Source organism: Klebsiella sp. 141153 (genome assembly GCF_032601995.1).
Classification (GTDB): Bacteria; Pseudomonadota; Gammaproteobacteria; order Enterobacterales; family Enterobacteriaceae; genus Klebsiella; species Klebsiella aerogenes.
Window position 1 is genome coordinate 74,384 of record NZ_JAQIRJ010000002.1, and the last position, 15,233, is coordinate 89,616.

The 15,233-nt window shown below is 54.6% G+C and carries 13 protein-coding genes; 1 reads left to right on the plus strand and 12 read right to left on the minus strand.

Annotation, left to right across the window (positions count from 1 at the left end; all coding sequences use genetic code 11):
• Positions 1 to 135 precede the first annotated feature (135 nt).
• The 10 genes from rlpA to leuS all read right to left on the minus strand — a co-directional run bounded on the left by rlpA (position 136) and on the right by leuS (position 10,886).
• Positions 136 to 1,281: an endolytic peptidoglycan transglycosylase RlpA gene (gene rlpA, locus PGS10_RS03330; protein WP_049061571.1), complete on the minus strand. Its 1,146-nt coding sequence runs from the start codon at positions 1,279 to 1,281 to the stop codon at positions 136 to 138.
• A gap of 10 nt (positions 1,282 to 1,291) precedes the next feature.
• A complete protein-coding gene (gene mrdB, locus PGS10_RS03335; RefSeq protein ID WP_008805635.1) occupies positions 1,292 to 2,404 on the minus strand; it encodes a peptidoglycan glycosyltransferase MrdB in 1,113 nt (370 codons plus the stop codon).
• Entirely contained in the window at positions 2,404 to 4,305 is a 1,902-nt protein-coding gene (mrdA, locus tag PGS10_RS03340; RefSeq protein ID WP_045381467.1) for a peptidoglycan DD-transpeptidase MrdA, read from the minus strand. The genes mrdB and mrdA overlap by 1 nt, the downstream gene beginning before the upstream one ends.
• Before the next feature lie 27 nt (positions 4,306 to 4,332).
• Positions 4,333 to 4,800 (minus strand): 23S rRNA (pseudouridine(1915)-N(3))-methyltransferase RlmH, encoded by a 468-nt coding sequence (rlmH, locus tag PGS10_RS03345; protein WP_015367732.1) that lies wholly within the window; start codon positions 4,798 to 4,800, stop codon positions 4,333 to 4,335.
• A 3-nt stretch (positions 4,801 to 4,803) separates the two neighbouring features.
• The gene (gene rsfS / locus PGS10_RS03350; protein WP_002894623.1) at positions 4,804 to 5,121 is read right to left on the minus strand and encodes a ribosome silencing factor; all 318 of its coding nucleotides are present in this window, start codon (positions 5,119 to 5,121) and stop codon (positions 4,804 to 4,806) included.
• Between the two features lie 243 nt (positions 5,122 to 5,364).
• Positions 5,365 to 5,973, minus strand: a complete 609-nt coding sequence (locus PGS10_RS03355; protein ID WP_213292696.1) for an adenosylcobalamin/alpha-ribazole phosphatase — start codon at positions 5,971 to 5,973, stop codon at positions 5,365 to 5,367.
• Between the two features lie 51 nt (positions 5,974 to 6,024).
• Positions 6,025 to 6,675, minus strand: coding sequence for a nicotinate-nucleotide adenylyltransferase (nadD, locus tag PGS10_RS03360; protein WP_316422448.1), 651 nt, complete (start codon positions 6,673 to 6,675; stop codon positions 6,025 to 6,027).
• Positions 6,668 to 7,699, minus strand: a complete 1,032-nt coding sequence (gene holA / locus PGS10_RS03365) for a DNA polymerase III subunit delta (RefSeq protein WP_047049285.1) — start codon at positions 7,697 to 7,699, stop codon at positions 6,668 to 6,670. The genes nadD and holA overlap by 8 nt, the downstream gene beginning before the upstream one ends.
• Positions 7,699 to 8,289 carry an LPS assembly lipoprotein LptE gene (lptE, locus tag PGS10_RS03370; protein ID WP_047068301.1) on the minus strand — a complete coding sequence of 197 codons (591 nt, stop codon included), beginning with the start codon at positions 8,287 to 8,289 and terminating at the stop codon, positions 7,699 to 7,701. The genes holA and lptE overlap by 1 nt, the downstream gene beginning before the upstream one ends.
• A gap of 14 nt (positions 8,290 to 8,303) precedes the next feature.
• Positions 8,304 to 10,886 carry a leucine--tRNA ligase gene (gene leuS / locus PGS10_RS03375; protein ID WP_015704739.1) on the minus strand — a complete coding sequence of 861 codons (2,583 nt, stop codon included), beginning with the start codon at positions 10,884 to 10,886 and terminating at the stop codon, positions 8,304 to 8,306.
• A gap of 226 nt (positions 10,887 to 11,112) precedes the next feature.
• On the opposite strand from leuS, the gene PGS10_RS03380 reads away from it, so the two are divergent.
• Positions 11,113 to 11,595: a zinc ribbon-containing protein gene (locus PGS10_RS03380; protein WP_045393055.1), complete on the plus strand. Its 483-nt coding sequence runs from the start codon at positions 11,113 to 11,115 to the stop codon at positions 11,593 to 11,595.
• Positions 11,596 to 11,639: 44 nt separating this feature from the next.
• Here the strand turns inward: PGS10_RS03380 and PGS10_RS03385 are convergent, their stop codons facing one another.
• Both PGS10_RS03385 and PGS10_RS03390 read right to left on the minus strand, forming a co-directional pair.
• Positions 11,640 to 13,433 carry a filamentous hemagglutinin N-terminal domain-containing protein gene (locus tag PGS10_RS03385; protein ID WP_316422449.1) on the minus strand — a complete coding sequence of 598 codons (1,794 nt, stop codon included), beginning with the start codon at positions 13,431 to 13,433 and terminating at the stop codon, positions 11,640 to 11,642.
• 39 nt (positions 13,434 to 13,472) lie between these two features.
• Positions 13,473 to 15,146, minus strand: a complete 1,674-nt coding sequence (locus PGS10_RS03390; RefSeq protein WP_316422450.1) for a ShlB/FhaC/HecB family hemolysin secretion/activation protein — start codon at positions 15,144 to 15,146, stop codon at positions 13,473 to 13,475.
• Positions 15,147 to 15,233: the final 87 nt, after the last annotated feature.

Here is a 15,233-nt window from a genome sequence, read left to right on the forward strand (position 1 = left end):
ACAACGGCATCCGTGATGAAATTAAAAAAAGTGCCTTACTATAACAAATGCGTTTCGCAGCGGCATCCGACATTGCATATGACTTTGTTAACGACTTTTACATATGCTGTGGCGGGAGATACCGCGGCGTCACGTTTAGTTGGCGCGAGTAATAAATGATTGTAGCTGCGCTTCGTTTTGCAGACGCTGTTGTACCGTCGTCGCTTGCGACTTACTGGCAAATGGACCCAGTTGAATCCGCCATACGGCGCCGTTTTGCATCACACGGCCGGGAACGGCGAACTGTTGGCTCAGGCGCTGCTGATATTGCTGGGCGCGAGCCTGGTCGCTAACGGCGCCGACCTGCACGACGAACTCGCCGCTGGTGCCGGCGTTTGGCGCGGCAACAGCGGCGGTTGCTGCTGCTGTTGCGGTCGCGGCAGGCGCGACGCTACCTTGAATCGAGCCAGGCGCGGTAACCGGCGCGCTGGGCGTTGCAGGCGTTGCGGCGACGGCGGCAGGCGCAGCAGTAGCGGGTTCGCTACCTTCCAGTACGCCATTATTCAGCGGCGTCGGAGCGCCGAGGAATCCACTACCGTTAACCGGCGCGCCCACGTTATCTTCAGGCTTAAGCGTTGAGTTGCTAATGGCATGAACGTTTGATTGGTCGGCCGGTGAGATGGCCGCGGAACCATCGCCATCAAGGTTTGGACGCGAAGGCAAGGCATAGGTCTGTTTGGCGACGGTGGTGCACGCCATACCTGGACCGGATAACGCGCCGTCCTGAGAGACAATAATTGGATCGATACGAACTTTAGTATTGTTAGAAGTGTTCAGGCGGTCCGCTGAGGCGCGGGACAGGGAAATGACCCGGTCATTGCCGTACGGGCCACGATCGTTAATGCGCACTACGATCATCCGGCCATTGGCCAGGTTAGTGATACGCGCATAGCTTGGGATAGGCAACGTAGGATGCGCGGCGGTAAGCTGTGTCGGATCGAACGCTTCGCCAGAGGCGGTCAGGTTGCTGTTCGGTTCGGCATCATAAATTGCCGCCAGACCGGTCTGGGTGAAGTTAGCCGGATCCTGGACGATTTTATAGCTTTTGCCGTCGCGCTCATAATCCTGATTGGCCGTGGCATTCAGCGTTTCGAAATGCGGATCGGCGCCGCTGATTTCTACCGTCGGACCATTACAGACAGCCGGCTGCGGGACGCTAACCGTCTTCTGCTGAACGTCTTCACCTGAACATGCCGCCAGCAGCCCTGCTGCTATGCAGATCCCCAGCCATTGCTTACGCATTGCGAACCCCTTAAACGCTTTTCGACAACATTTTTCTGTGGGTATGGATCGACATAACGATACCAAACCCGGCCATCAATACGATTAGGGCTGAGCCCCCGTAGCTGACCAGCGGCAAAGGTACCCCCACCACCGGCAAAATACCACTTACCATACCAATATTTACGAAGACATAAACGAATAAAATCAACATTAAACCGCCTGCCATGACGCGGCCAAAGGTGGTTTGCGCCTGGGCGGCGATCCATAGTCCGCGCATGATAAGCAAAATGTACAATGCCAGCAGGATCAACACCCCGATGAGCCCCAGCTCTTCCGCCAGTACGGCGAAGATAAAGTCGGTATGGCGCTCTGGCAGGAATTCGAGCTGCGACTGAGTACCATGCAACCAGCCTTTACCGCGTAATCCGCCGGAACCAATAGCGATTTTGGACTGAATAATATGATAGCCCGCGCCCAGCGGATCGGTCTCCGGATCGAGCAGCATCATTACGCGCTGACGCTGGTAGTCGTGCATCAGGAAGAACCATAAAATCGGAATGAAGGCGGCGACAAGTACCACCGCGATGCCGATTAAGCGCCAGCTCAGGCCGGAGAGGAACAGAACAAACAGGCCGGAGAGGGCGATCAAAATTGAAGTGCCGAGGTCTGGCTGCGCCGCAACCAGCAGGGTCGGCAGGAAGATCAGGACCAGCGCGATGGCGGTATTCTTCAGTGAAGGCGGACAGACATCGCGGTTTATGAACCGCGCCACCATCAGCGGCACCGCTATTTTGGCAATCTCCGAGGGCTGAAAACGCACAATACCGAGATCGAGCCAGCGCTGTGCGCCTTTGGAGATAGCGCCGAAGGCGTCTACGGCAACCAGCAAAATAATACAGAAAATATACAGGTAGGGCGCCCAGCCCTCATATACCCGCGGCGGGATCTGCGCCATCACGATCATAATCACCACGCCCATGGCGATTTGGCCGATTTTGCGCTCCATCATGCCTACGTCCTGGCCGCTGGCGCTCCAGATAACCAGCGCGCTGTAGGTGAGCAGCGCCAGCAGAATGAGCAGCATCGTTGGGTCAAGATGGATTTTATCCCATAGCGATTTTTTGTTCGGATTATCGGTCATTATTGATCCTCCCCCGCCGTCACCGCCGGGTTCTCACTCGGCAGATTGGTGTTGTTATCACCCAGCATGATGTGATCGAGGATCTGGCGCATAATGGTACCGACCGCCGGGCCGGCGCCGCCATTCTCCAGGATCATCGCCACCGCGACCTGGGGGTTGTTGTAAGGCGCAAACGCCGTCATGAGCTTGTGGTCACGCAGACGCTCGGAAATTCGGTGCGCGTTATAGGTTTCGTTGGCTTTCAGGCCGAATACCTGCGCGGTACCGGACTTCGCCGCAATCTTATACGGCGCGCTGGCAAAGTATTTGTGCGCGGTACCGTTGCCGCGGTTGGCAACGCCATACATCCCGTCTTTAGCGATTTCCCAATAGCCGGAATGAATATCGCCGACCGGCGGTTCATGCGGCTGAACCCACGGTACCTGTTTACCGTCTTCAAGCGTGCTTTGCAGCAGGTGAGGGACTTTAACCACACCGTCATTTATCAGGATCATCAGCGCTTTGTTCATCTGAATCGGCGTAGCGGTCCAGTAGCCCTGGCCGATACCGACCGGGATGGTGTCGCCCTGGTACCAGGGTTTCTTAAAGCGCTTGAGCTTCCATTCGCGAGTTGGCATGTTGCCGGAGCGCTCTTCCGCCAGGTCGACGCCGGTGTAGTCGCCGTAGCCGAATTTACTCATCCATTCGGAAAGGCGGTCGATGCCCATATCATAGGCGACCTGATAGAAATAGGTATCCGCGGACTCTTCCAGCGCTTTAGTGACGTTCAGGTGACCGTGGCCCCATTTCTTCCAGTCGCGATAGCGTTTTTCCGAGCCAGGCAACTGCCACCAGCCGGGGTCGAACAGACTGGTATTGCGGGTAATGACGCCGGCGCTCAAGGCCGAGACGGCGACGTAGGGTTTTACCGTCGAGGCGGGTGGATAGACCCCCTGCGTGGCGCGGTTAACCAGAGGGGTATTCGGATCGTTGAGGAGTCCGGAATAATCTTTGCTGGAGATACCATCGACAAACAGGTTGGGATCGTAGCTCGGGGTTGAAACCAGCGCCAGAATCGCGCCGCTGCGCGGGTCGGTGACCACTACCGCCGCGCGGCTGCCCGCCAGCAGCGTTTCGATATACTGCTGCAGCTTCAAATCAAGGGTTAAGTAGATATCGCGTCCGGCCTGCGGAGGCACTTCTTTTAACTGGCGAATAACGCGGCCGCGGTTGTTGACTTCAACCTCTTCATAACCGGTTTGCCCGTGCAGCACGTCTTCATAATAGCGCTCGATTCCCAGCTTACCGATGTCGTGGGTCGACGCGTAGTTAGCCAGCTTGCCCTCTTTATCCAGGCGATCGACGTCTTTATCGTTAATTTTAGAGACGTAGCCGATAACGTGGGTCAGGGCGGAGTTATAGGGATAGTAGCGGCGCTTGTAGCCTTTGACTTCGACGCCGGGGAAGCGGTACTGGTTTACGGCGAAGCGCGCCACCTGGACTTCATTAAGATTGACCTTCACCGGAATTGAGGTGAAGCGGTGAGAGCGCGCGCGCTCTTTTTTAAAGCCGGCGATGTCGTCGTCGGTCAGGTCGACGACGTCGCGCAGCGCATCCAGCGTCTGCTGCACGTTATCGACTTTTTCCGGCATCATCTCTAACTGATAGATGGTGCGGTTCAGCGCCAGCGGCGTGCCGTTGCGATCGTAGATAATGCCGCGGCTGGGCGGAATGGGGACCAGCTTAATACGGTTTTCATTGGAACGCGTTTGATAGTCGTTGAAACGGACAATCTGTACGTTGTAGAGGTTGGCAATCAGCACGCCGGTAAGCAACAAAATGCCCGTAAAAGCGACCAGCGCCCGGCGTACAAACAGCGAGGATTCAGCCGTATAGTCGCGGAAAGAATTCTGTAATTTCATTCGCTGCTTAGTCTACCCAGGTCATCATTACTCACGGTGGTAAGGGTGGTTAGTCGTAATGCTCCACGCACGATACAGGCTCTCAGCCACCAGCACGCGAACTAACGGGTGAGGCAATGTGAGCGTGGAAAGGGACCAACTCTGTTCCGCTGCCGCTTTGCAGGCCGGAGAGAGACCTTCCGGGCCGCCAATGAGTAAACTGACGTCCCGGCCATCCTGCTTCCAGCGTTCCAGTTCTCGCGCCAGCTGCGGCGTATCCCAGGGCTTACCGGGAATATCCAGGGTCACGATACGGTTCTTGCCTGCGGCCGCCAGCATCATTTCGCCCTCTTTTTCGAGGATGCGTTTGATATCGGCATTTTTTCCGCGCTTACCGGCAGGGATCTCTACCAGTTCGAACGGCATATCTTTTGGAAAACGGCGCAGATATTCGCTAAAGCCGGTCTGAACCCAGTCCGGCATTTTGGTGCCAACGGCCACCAATTGTAGCTTCACGCATTAACTCCAGAGTTTTTCCAGCTCGTACAAACGACGGCTCTCTTCCTGCATGACGTGAACCATTACGTCGCCCAGATCGACCACGATCCAGTCGGCGGCGGCTTCACCTTCAACGCCCAGCGGCAGCATCCCGGCGGCGCGGGATTCCTGCACCACATGGTCGGCGATGGACATCACGTGGCGCGTAGACGTGCCGGTGCAAATAATCATGCAATCGGTGATGCTGGATTTGCCATGTACATCAATGGCGACGATGTCCTGACCTTTCAGGTCATCAATTTTGTCGATAACAAAATCCTGGAGTGCTTTACCCTGCAAGTGTTCCCCCTGGGTGCGTGAAGAGTGATAACAATAACGAGCCTGACAGTATACCCGAAGTCATGGCAATGTCGGGAGAAAAGTCAGCTTTCAGCCCTTGAAAGCGGGCTATCATCCCATCCCTTGCCGACGAATGCATCGCCATTTTTGTAAAACAATTTCTGTAAGATGCGTATAGCGGGTGTAGCCTGGCTGCGGAGAATAGCAGCCTGCTCGGGGCTGTCAATGGGCGGTCATGAATTCTTATTCCGCGCGCCACTGCGCCTGGCTATTTAATACCCGCAGGGTTGTAAAATCGTCGCGTCGTTCGATAAGGCTCCAGCAGCCGTGGGCGAGGGGAAAATGCCACATTGCTGAGGCAGGCATCTGCAATAAGAGTGCGATTAACAGGCTTAAAGCGCCCTGGTGGCCGACGATCAGCAGGTTATCCCGCGGCTGATATTGCCCGAGGGTGGCGACAAAAGCCGCGATACGCTGCGCGAAGGCCTGGAAGCTTTCGCCATTGGTCGGCGCGGCGTTCTGCCAGTCTTTGCACCATGCGGCGTAGTTCTGCGGATCTTCTTTTTGCAGATCGCGATGGTGGCGCATTTCCCAATCGCCAAAAAACATCTCATTCAACGAAGGAATCACTTGCCGTGGGATTAGCCGACCAGCGAGCACCAGGTCGGCGGTATGCTGGGTCCTCTCCAGCTCGCTGCACAATACCAGCTCGAAAGGTACCTCCCGCAGACAGTCACCCAGCGAGCGCGCCTGCTGGATACCGCGTTCGGTGAGCGGGGTTGGGGCGTGACCGCTATACAGCCCGTCGACGTTAGCCTGCGTTTCGCCGTGGCGAACCAGCCATAATTTCATGATGCACTCCGTGGAAATCGCGTAGCGTAACGATATCCCCGCAGCGGGTTCTCAGCAATAGAGCTTCTGCTGGTGAATGTAGTCCAGCACGGCCGCGGGCAGCATATCGGCGCAGGAGACCCCCTGCTGCAGACGCTGACGAATCAGCGTGGCGGAAATATCGAACCACGGCGTTTCCGCCAGATAGATAGCGCCGGCGGGGCGGTTATGTAACAGCTCGATATCGTGGGTGAGATGTTTATCGAGCCATTGCTGATCTTCTTCGCGATTCATCGCCAGTGGATATCCCGGACGCCGGCAGACGATCAGATGGGCGTTATCGAGGATCGTGGCGTAGTTATGCCAGGTGGGGAAGGTCAACAGCGAATCCTGACCAATAATAAACGCCAGCGGTCGGTCGGGACCCTGTTCCTGTCGCCACTCCTGCAACGTTTGCGCCGTCCAGGAGAGGGTATCGCGCCGCAGCTCGCGCTCATCGAGGACAAACAGCGGTTTATCCGCTATCGCCAGCTCGAGCATATGTACGCGCTGGGCGCTGGTGGCCTCCGGCTGCGGACGATGCGGCGGGACGTTATTGGGGACGATGATCACCCGGTTAAGACCGATCTGGTTCGCCAGAATTTCTACCGGCTTCAGGTGGCCATAATGCACCGGATCGAAGGTGCCGCCGTACATCGCCTGCAACTGAGTCATATCAACCATCAATGAAAACGTCCGCCAGCGCTTTATGGCAGAGCAGTAACGAAAGACTTTCCAGCTCGGGCCATATTGACTGGCCATAATCTTGTTTGAAGGTGAGCTCGGCGCGGGTTAATAACGTGACGGCCTGGCGCAGTTGCTCGGCGCTGAGGCGCGTGAGCGCGTCACCCACCAGTTGACGGCGGTTCTGCCAGACCCGGTGTTTATCAAACAGCGTACGCAGCGGCGTATGCGCCGACTGGCGCTTCAGGTTCACCAGCAGCAGCAGTTCGCGCTGCAGCGTGCGCAGCAAAATGGCGGGTTCGCAGCCTTCAAGGCGCAGTTGCTGCAGGACGTGCAGTACGCGCTTGCTCTTGCCGGCCAGCAGGGCATCGACCCAGTGATATGGCGTGAAGTGGGCGGCATCATTCACCGCCTGTTCAACGCGAGGCAACGTCAGCTTGCCGTCAGGCCACAGCAGCGAGAGCCGCTCCAGCGCCTGCGCTAACGCCAGCAGATTACCTTCATAGCAGTAGCACAGCAGTTGGCTGGCGGCTTCATCTAATTGCAGCTTGTTCTGCTTAGCGCGGGCGGCCAGCCAGCGCGGTAGCTGCGCGTATTCCGGCGTCTGACAGCTGACCTGTACGGCGCGGCTGGCAAGCGCGGTCACCCATGCTGCGTTTTCCTGGGCTTTGGTAAGCTTATTGCCGCGGACAATCAGCAGCAGATCTTCATGCAGCATACCGACCAGCGTGGCTAGCTGTTCGTTAATCGCCGCATTCGGACCGTTTTCCGGCAGAATAAGCAGAAGCGTCTGGCGGCTGGAAAAGAGGCTCAGCGCCTGACTTAAGGAGAAAAGGGCGGGCCAGTCGGTGCTGGCATCGATGGTCGCGGTGTGATGTTCGGTAAAGCCCTGGGCGGCCGCGGCTTCGCGGATGGCATCCTGGCTTTCCTGTAACAACAGCGGATCGTTACCAAGCAATAAATACGCCGCGCGCAGCCCTTCAGTGAGCTGCGCGCGGAGTTGTTCCGGGTACAACCGAATCATCAGTTACCCAGCGTAGTGGAAACGCGGTTGCCGGAGGTCGAGGCGGCCGGGGTTCCAGACACCGGTTGCTCAGCCTCTTTGGTGGCTTCGACATCCGCAACATGCACGCTCGGCAATTTGCGGATCAGCTGCTCCGCGGCCTTGTCGTACATCTCACGAACAATCATGTCCTGCTCGGCATCTTTCGCCAGCGCCGCCTGCGGGTTATCGAAGAATGAACGATAAACCTTGGTATTGATTGGGTAAATGTCATGACCCGGGATCAATACGGTGGCGTTAACGGTCAGCACCATCTGGTATTCAGCAGTACGACCATCCTGGAAAATGGATGCCGTATCTTTCTGAATGGATGAGTTACCCAGACGCAGGGACGGAACGTCCTTACGCAGCGTATCGGCATCGATCAGCTCAACGCCATTCAAACGCAGCTGATTACGTACCGCACGGCTTAACGGACCGTTCGGATCGCTTGACTGGAAAATCATAGTTTTCATTGTGGTTGGAACCTGCGTATTGCTACGCAGATGCCAGCCGCAACCGGCGGTGATTAACACCGCCAGAGATAACAGCATTGTTGCCAGATATCGCACGCTTCCTCCCGCGCTTAGCCAACGACCAGATTGAGCAGTTTGCCCGGAACGTAAATCACTTTACGTACGGTCACGCCTTCAAGGTATTTTGCGACCAGATGTTCCTGGCCTGCACGTTCACGAACCTGCTCCTCGGTTGCATCTACCGCAACGGTAATTTTACCACGAACTTTACCGTTTACCTGGACGACGACCAGAGTCGTGTTTTCAACCATTGCACTTTCGTCCGCTACCGGCCACGGCGCGTTGTCGATATCGCCTTCGCCGCCCAGTTCTTGCCACAGGGTGAAGCAGGCATGCGGGGTGAACGGGTTGAGCATACGTACGACTGCCAGCAGAGCCTCACGCATCAGCGCGCGATCCTGCTCGCCTTCCTGCGGCGCTTTCGCCAGTTTGTTCATCAGCTCCATCACCGCGGCAATGGCGGTATTGAAGGTCTGACGACGGCCGATATCATCGGTCACTTTGGCAATCGTTTTATGCACGTCGCGACGCAGCGCTTGCTGATCTTCGCTGAGGCTTGCCACATCCAGAGCGACAGCCGGGCCCTGAGAGGTATGCTCGTAAACCAGTTTCCAGACGCGTTTCAGGAAGCGGTTCGCGCCTTCTACGCCGGATTCCTGCCACTCCAGGGTCATTTCCGCCGGAGACGCGAACATCATGAACAGACGTACGGTATCCGCGCCGTAGCGTTCAACCATCACCTGCGGGTCGATACCGTTGTTCTTCGACTTGGACATTTTGCTCATGCCGGTGTACACCAGCTCGCGGCCCTGCGGATCGAAGGCTTTAACGATGCGGCCTTTTTCATCACGCTCAACGGTAGCGTCAATCGGTGATACCCAGTTACGCTCGCCGTTTTCGCCGACGTAGTAGAACGCATCGGCCAGTACCATGCCCTGGCACAGCAGCTGTTTGGCTGGCTCATCGGAGTTCACCATACCGGCATCGCGCATCAGCTTGTGGAAGAAGCGGAAATAGAGCAGGTGCATAATCGCGTGTTCGATACCGCCGATATAGATATCCACCGGCAGCCAGTAGTTCGCGGCATTCGGGTCCAGCATGCCTTTATCGTACTGCGGGCAGGTATAGCGCGCGTAGTACCAGGAAGACTCCATAAAGGTGTCAAAGGTGTCGGTTTCACGCAGCGCCGGCATGCCGTTAACGGTGGTTTTCGCCCACTCCGGGTCGGCTTTGATCGGACTGGTGATGCCGTCCATGACCACGTCTTCCGGCAGAATAACCGGCAGCTGATCTTCCGGCGTCGGCATCACGGTACCGTCTTCCAGGGTCACCATCGGAATTGGCGCGCCCCAGTAACGCTGGCGGGAAACCCCCCAGTCGCGCAGGCGGTAGTTAACTTTGCGCTCGCCAACGCCCATCGCGGCCAATTTATCGGCGATGGCGTTGAAGCCCGCTTCGTAATCCAGGCCGCTAAATTCGCCGGAATTAAACAGCACGCCTTTTTCAGTCAGCGCCTGCTCGGAGAGATCCGGCTCGGAACCGTCGGCGGCGAGGATAACCGGCTTGATGTTCAGGCCGTATTTGCTGGCAAACTCGTAGTCGCGTTGGTCGTGACCCGGGACGGCCATCACCGCGCCGGTACCGTATTCCATCAGCACGAAGTTCGCCGCCCATACCGGAATCGCTTCGCCGGTCAGCGGGTGAATAGCTTTAAAGCCGGTGTCGACGCCTTTTTTCTCCATTGTCGCCATGTCGGCTTCGGCAACTTTGGTGTTACGGCATTCGTCAATAAAGGCGGCCAGCGCCGGATTGTTAGCCGCAGCCTGCTGGGCCAACGGGTGACCCGCAGCGACCGCCAGGTAGGTGCAGCCCATAAAGGTATCCGGGCGGGTGGTGTAGACGGTCAGCTTATCGGCGTAGTCGTTGACGTCAAAGGAGATTTCCACCCCTTCAGAGCGGCCGATCCAGTTGCGCTGCATGGTCTTAACGGTGTCTGGCCAGTGGTCCAGATTGTCCAGATCGTTGAGCAGTTCATCGGCGTAGGCGGTGATTTTAATAAACCACTGCGGGATTTCTTTACGCTCAACCTTGGTGTCGCAGCGCCAGCAGCAGCCGTCGATAACCTGTTCGTTAGCCAGCACGGTCTGGTCATTCGGACACCAGTTGACCGCGGAGGTTTTCTTGTACACCAGGCCTTTTTTATACAGCTCGGTGAAGAATTTTTGCTCCCAGCGGTAGTATTCCGGGGTGCAGGTCGCAATTTCACGGCTCCAGTCATAGCCGAAGCCCAGCTTTTTCAGCTGGTTTTTCATGTATGCGATGTTGTCGTAGGTCCACGGCGCCGGGGCGGTATTGTTTTTCACCGCCGCGCCTTCCGCAGGCAGACCAAACGCATCCCAACCGATCGGCTGCAGGACGTTTTTGCCCAGCATGCGCTGATAGCGCGCGATGACGTCGCCGATGGTGTAGTTACGCACGTGACCCATGTGTAGTCGACCAGAAGGATAAGGAAGCATCGACAGGCAGTAATACTTCTCTTTGCTCTCGTCTTCAGTTACTTCAAATGTACGATTTTCGTCCCAGTGAAGCTGGACTTTCGATTCTATCTCTTCCGGGCGGTATTGCTCTTGCATGGCAGCCAGTGGTCCTGTTTTCAATACAGCTACAAAATGTAGCCAATGGATGTGTTATTTCAGATCGGCATAGCATAGCCCAAACGTCCACGTCAAAACAGCCTTTCGCACATTAACATCGGCAAAAGCGAAGCAGAATTTTTCACGACTCTGTGGCGCGGCTGGCAAAGCAAACCGCAGATAACGTCTATTATTAGAAGCAGTTAATCACACCGGAGGCGAAATGATGAACAAGGTTGCTCAATATTACCGGGAACTGGTCTCCTCGCTCAGTGAACGGCTGCGCAATGGAGAGCGTGACATTGACGCGCTGGTGAAGCAGGCGAGGGAGAAAATCACCCAGGCAGGCGATCTGACGCAGAGCGAGGTCGAGTCGCTGATCGCGGCGGTAAAGCGCGATTTAGAAGAATTTGCCCGCAGCTACGAAGAGAGCCATGAAGACGATAGCGACAGCGTCTTCATGCGGGTCATCAAAGAGAGCCTGTGGCAGGAACTTGCGGATATTACGGATAAAACGCAGCTTGAATGGCGCGAAGTATTCCAGGACTTGAACCACCACGGGGTTTATCACAGTGGAGAGGTGGTGGGGCTGGGTAATCTGGTATGCGAAAAGTGTCATTACCATCTGGCGGTGTACACACCGGATGTGCTGCCGCGCTGCCCAAAATGTGGGCATGACCAGTTCCAGCGTCGACCCTTTGAACCGTAATCGGTAAAGCAGCGATGCGCATTGTGCTGCGCATCGCTGAGTTATTACAGAACGGTATTGATTTCCGCAATCTTAAAGTACTGATAACCGCCCATTTCATTGGTATAGTTATGCGATGAGTTTAGTATCAGCTTGTTAGTACGAATGGTGCCGATATCACAGGTACTCCACTTTAACCAGCCGCAGCCGCGACCGCTATTAACGATTTTTTTCGCGGTCAGGGTCAGGGTGTCATCCGCCTGTAGTAAATAATAGTTGTAGATATTCGCTTTGTTTTGCGTGTCCAGCAGCAAATCACCGGTGCTGTAGATAGTGCCTTCGTTAACAATATCTCCGGTGCTGGTGATCGAAATTGTATTTGCTATTATGGTGCCGGTATTGTTTACCGGGCCGTGGTCGGTTGTAATACTGCCGGCGTTCATCGCGCCATTATTATTCAGCCAATAGCTGTGAGCGGTAATGGCGTTGGTGGCCGTCATTGTTCCATTGGCGCTTTGCGCCAGAGTCCCATTCGTTAGCATATCGATATTTTCACCGGTCATGCTGCCCTGATTATAAATCTCACCGGTGTTGGTGGTGTTGTCCTGATTTAACGACTTGACGGTAACCTTACCTGTCGCGCTGATAGCGCCGGTATTTTTAAAGTTGCTGCCGACAAAGTTCAATACGGTATTTTTACCGCTGATGGTGCCGGCATTGGTGAAATTACCTATTGATGTGGCGGTAATCTGGGCGCCCGAAGTGATTTTAGCCCCGGCGTTGTTGGTTATCGCTCCGTTGCTGGCGGCGATCAGATTGGAGGTAGCGCTAATCGTTCCACTATTTTGTAAATTGCCTACGGCACTCAGAACTAATTGTTTAGTGGAGCTGATAGTGCCCTTACCGCCGTTAGTGAGTGCGCCGTAGGTGGTGATTTTCGTCAAGTTTTTAGTCGTCAGCGTACCGTTATTGGTGAAGTTACCGGAGGCGGCGATGCTGGTGAGAAGGCCATTACTGGTGATGGACCCATCGTTGGTCAGTAATCCATTGTTGGTCATGGAAAGTGAAGAGTTGGCGGTGATAGAGCCTTTATTACGTACGCCGAAGCCTAGATTGTTTCCGACCATACTGATGCTGTTGGCTTTAATGCCACCAAGGCTGCTGATATCAATGCTATATACCGGATTGAGCATTTGCAGCATGGTGGCGGTTTTTCCTGCGGATGTCATAACGCCCGTGCTGTTATCGAAGGTGAAATTACCGCCACCGACCACGGAACTACCGGCGTTGACCATACCATTGATGGCGACGGCGTCTGCCAGCAATGCGGCATAGCTGGTGGAAGCATCCATACCCTTTTCACCGATAGTGACTTTGCCCTTGGTAATGGTATAGCTGCCGATAGCGCCTTCATCGGTCAGATTGACCTGGCCGGTGGTTAATACCGCCTTGTTGGTGTTAACGAAACTACACCCGGAGCAGGTAATGCCATTGGGGTTGGCAATGACGACGTCGGCTTTTAGACCGGCGACTTCAATAAAACCATTCAGTGAACTGGCTTTATTGGAGGTGACTTCATTGAGGATCACCGACGCCCCGCCGTTGGTCAGATTGTTGTTTTTAGCGATATTGCCAAAAGTCGCGTGATCAATATCACTGCTGCTGTTATTGAGTATTAAACCGTTGCCGTCAACGTTAAATTCACGATACAGGTTGTGCGAAACGCCTGCAGCATTTGGCGCTTCAATATCCACTACCTTTGCGCCTGATAGATGGGTATAAGTCGTCGGGTCGGCATACACTACCGTCGAGCTTAACGCTGCTGCTAAAGCAACATAGGTTAATTTAAACTTAAACATGAATTCATTCCTTTAAATATGATTGGCAATATGTTGGTTTTAATACTTCCATTTCAATGCGAAGCCCATATTGATCGAGTCGCTCTGAAAGTTATCCGGCTTACTTAGCGGCGTACCGATAAAAAGATCATATTGCGTGGAAAGCAGCTTGCCACGTAATCCGCTAACCGCACCTGAAATCACTTTCCCTTGCCGATATTGTTCGCTGCCAATAATACGACCAATATCTAATCCTAAATAAAATTGCTGTTCCGGGCCGGCAATATCCCAGATAAAATCATTACTCCAGTACCAGCCCTGATTGCCTGAGAGAGTATATTCGCCATCAAATCCGCGGACCGTCCAGCGGTTGCCAATATTAAATTGGTTATCCGAAGAGAGAATATCCGGGCTGTATTGCGCATTAAAATGCGGTGCGTAACTGAATTTGTCGCCGGTTAAATCGAATTTCATCAAAGCCTGCAAGTCGGCGTGCACGACGCGTGAACGCTTGCTGAACAGGCCTGCTTTTTCTTCTGGCGTAGCGACGGAGCTTAGCCATGGAAGGCGGTGTTGTAGCCCCAGACTGGCGGCGACGACTTTTTTATCGAAATAACGTTGCTGGCGTAGCGTCAGCTCCCATGTCGGGTTTTGTTTGCGCATCACCCCGAGCTCCTCACCGCCAAAGTAGTAGCGTGAAGCGCTTTTTGCGATGCGTAAATCCAGCGATGTCTGTTGCTGACGAGTATGCGACAGGAGTCGCGACAGCGTAGCGCTGTAGTAGCGGTTTTTACTTTTATAGTCCGTTTGCGACCAGGCGCCTTTGAACAGCTGTCTATATTGACTCTGCGAACCGTAAAGACTTAATGACCAGTAGCCGAAGGGGATCGAGTAATAAAGACTGCCATTCTGGTTGCCGTCATTATGCTGATTAAATTCAATATCGCCGCCGCCGGAGACATAGAAAATATCGTTGAGCGTGGTGACATCATACAAATAGAGCGCGCCGCCGGCCTGATAGCGGCCGCTGGCGCGGCTGCCAGCATCATCAACCCAGGCGCCGACCTGCCACTTTTTATCCAGACGACGCGTAAGCATCAGATTGCTTTCCGCCTCCCGCTGTCCCGGCAAGATTTGCATATTCGCTGAACTTCCCGGCAGGCGAAGCAGGTTTTCCATCCCCTGTTCCAGGTCAGAGAGGCGCAGAATATCTCCCTCACTCGCGGGGATATTGTTCCAGATACTGGTGGGTTGCTCACTTGTCGTTGACCAGAGTATTTCACCGATTCTGCCATACGCCAGCTCGAGCTTTAGTGTCCCTTGCGTCAATGACTGTTCCGGGATAGTCACTAATGAAGTGATATAACCGCGGGCGATTAACTCATTTTGTAATGCCATGGCGAGGTACTGAATGCCGTTAATCCCAAGGCAACGATGCAGAGCTTGAGACGTGAGATTATCCAGTAGCTTATGTGTGAGCCCCGGCTCGGCGGAATCGATACGAATGGTGTTGATTAACCGACAGTTTTTTTCCTCGGGAAACGTTAGCGTTTGTCTGTCGGTATTAATTTGCGAAGCTTGAGTGCCCTGGTGCTGTGGCGTTAGCGCCGCCTGACGCGCTTTATCCTGCTCATTTTGATTCGTTGTGGCCGAGGCAATGGTGCTGGCAATAGCCTGCTGCTGATATAAAAATAAAATTAGCAGGGCGTGAATCAGATTGTGTTTATTAAACATGAAGCAAGATCCATTTGTTTCATTGAATGGGTGTGTCGTGTTTTTAAGCGCGCAGGTGCATCTTTAGAAAAATTATTTTTATTTAAG

Bases quoted from the DNA above. Each gene is read 5' to 3' on its own strand.
- rlpA (WP_049061571.1), bottom strand. From the start codon at position 1,281: ATGCGTAAGCAATGGCTGGGGATCTGCATAGCAGCAGGGCTGCTGGCG.
- nadD (WP_316422448.1), bottom strand. From the start codon at position 6,675: ATGGTTGATATGACTCAGTTGCAGGCGATGTACGGCGGCACCTTCGAT.
- PGS10_RS03385 (WP_316422449.1), bottom strand. From the start codon at position 13,433: ATGTTTAAGTTTAAATTAACCTATGTTGCTTTAGCAGCAGCGTTAAGC.
- leuS (WP_015704739.1), bottom strand. From the start codon at position 10,886: ATGCAAGAGCAATACCGCCCGGAAGAGATAGAATCGAAAGTCCAGCTT.
- mrdA (WP_045381467.1), bottom strand. From the start codon at position 4,305: ATGAAATTACAGAATTCTTTCCGCGACTATACGGCTGAATCCTCGCTG.
- holA (WP_047049285.1), bottom strand. From the start codon at position 7,699: ATGATTCGGTTGTACCCGGAACAACTCCGCGCGCAGCTCACTGAAGGG.
- PGS10_RS03380 (WP_045393055.1), top strand. From the start codon at position 11,113: ATGAACAAGGTTGCTCAATATTACCGGGAACTGGTCTCCTCGCTCAGT.
- PGS10_RS03355 (WP_213292696.1), bottom strand. From the start codon at position 5,973: ATGAAATTATGGCTGGTTCGCCACGGCGAAACGCAGGCTAACGTCGAC.
- PGS10_RS03390 (WP_316422450.1), bottom strand. From the start codon at position 15,146: ATGTTTAATAAACACAATCTGATTCACGCCCTGCTAATTTTATTTTTA.
- mrdB (WP_008805635.1), bottom strand. From the start codon at position 2,404: ATGACCGATAATCCGAACAAAAAATCGCTATGGGATAAAATCCATCTT.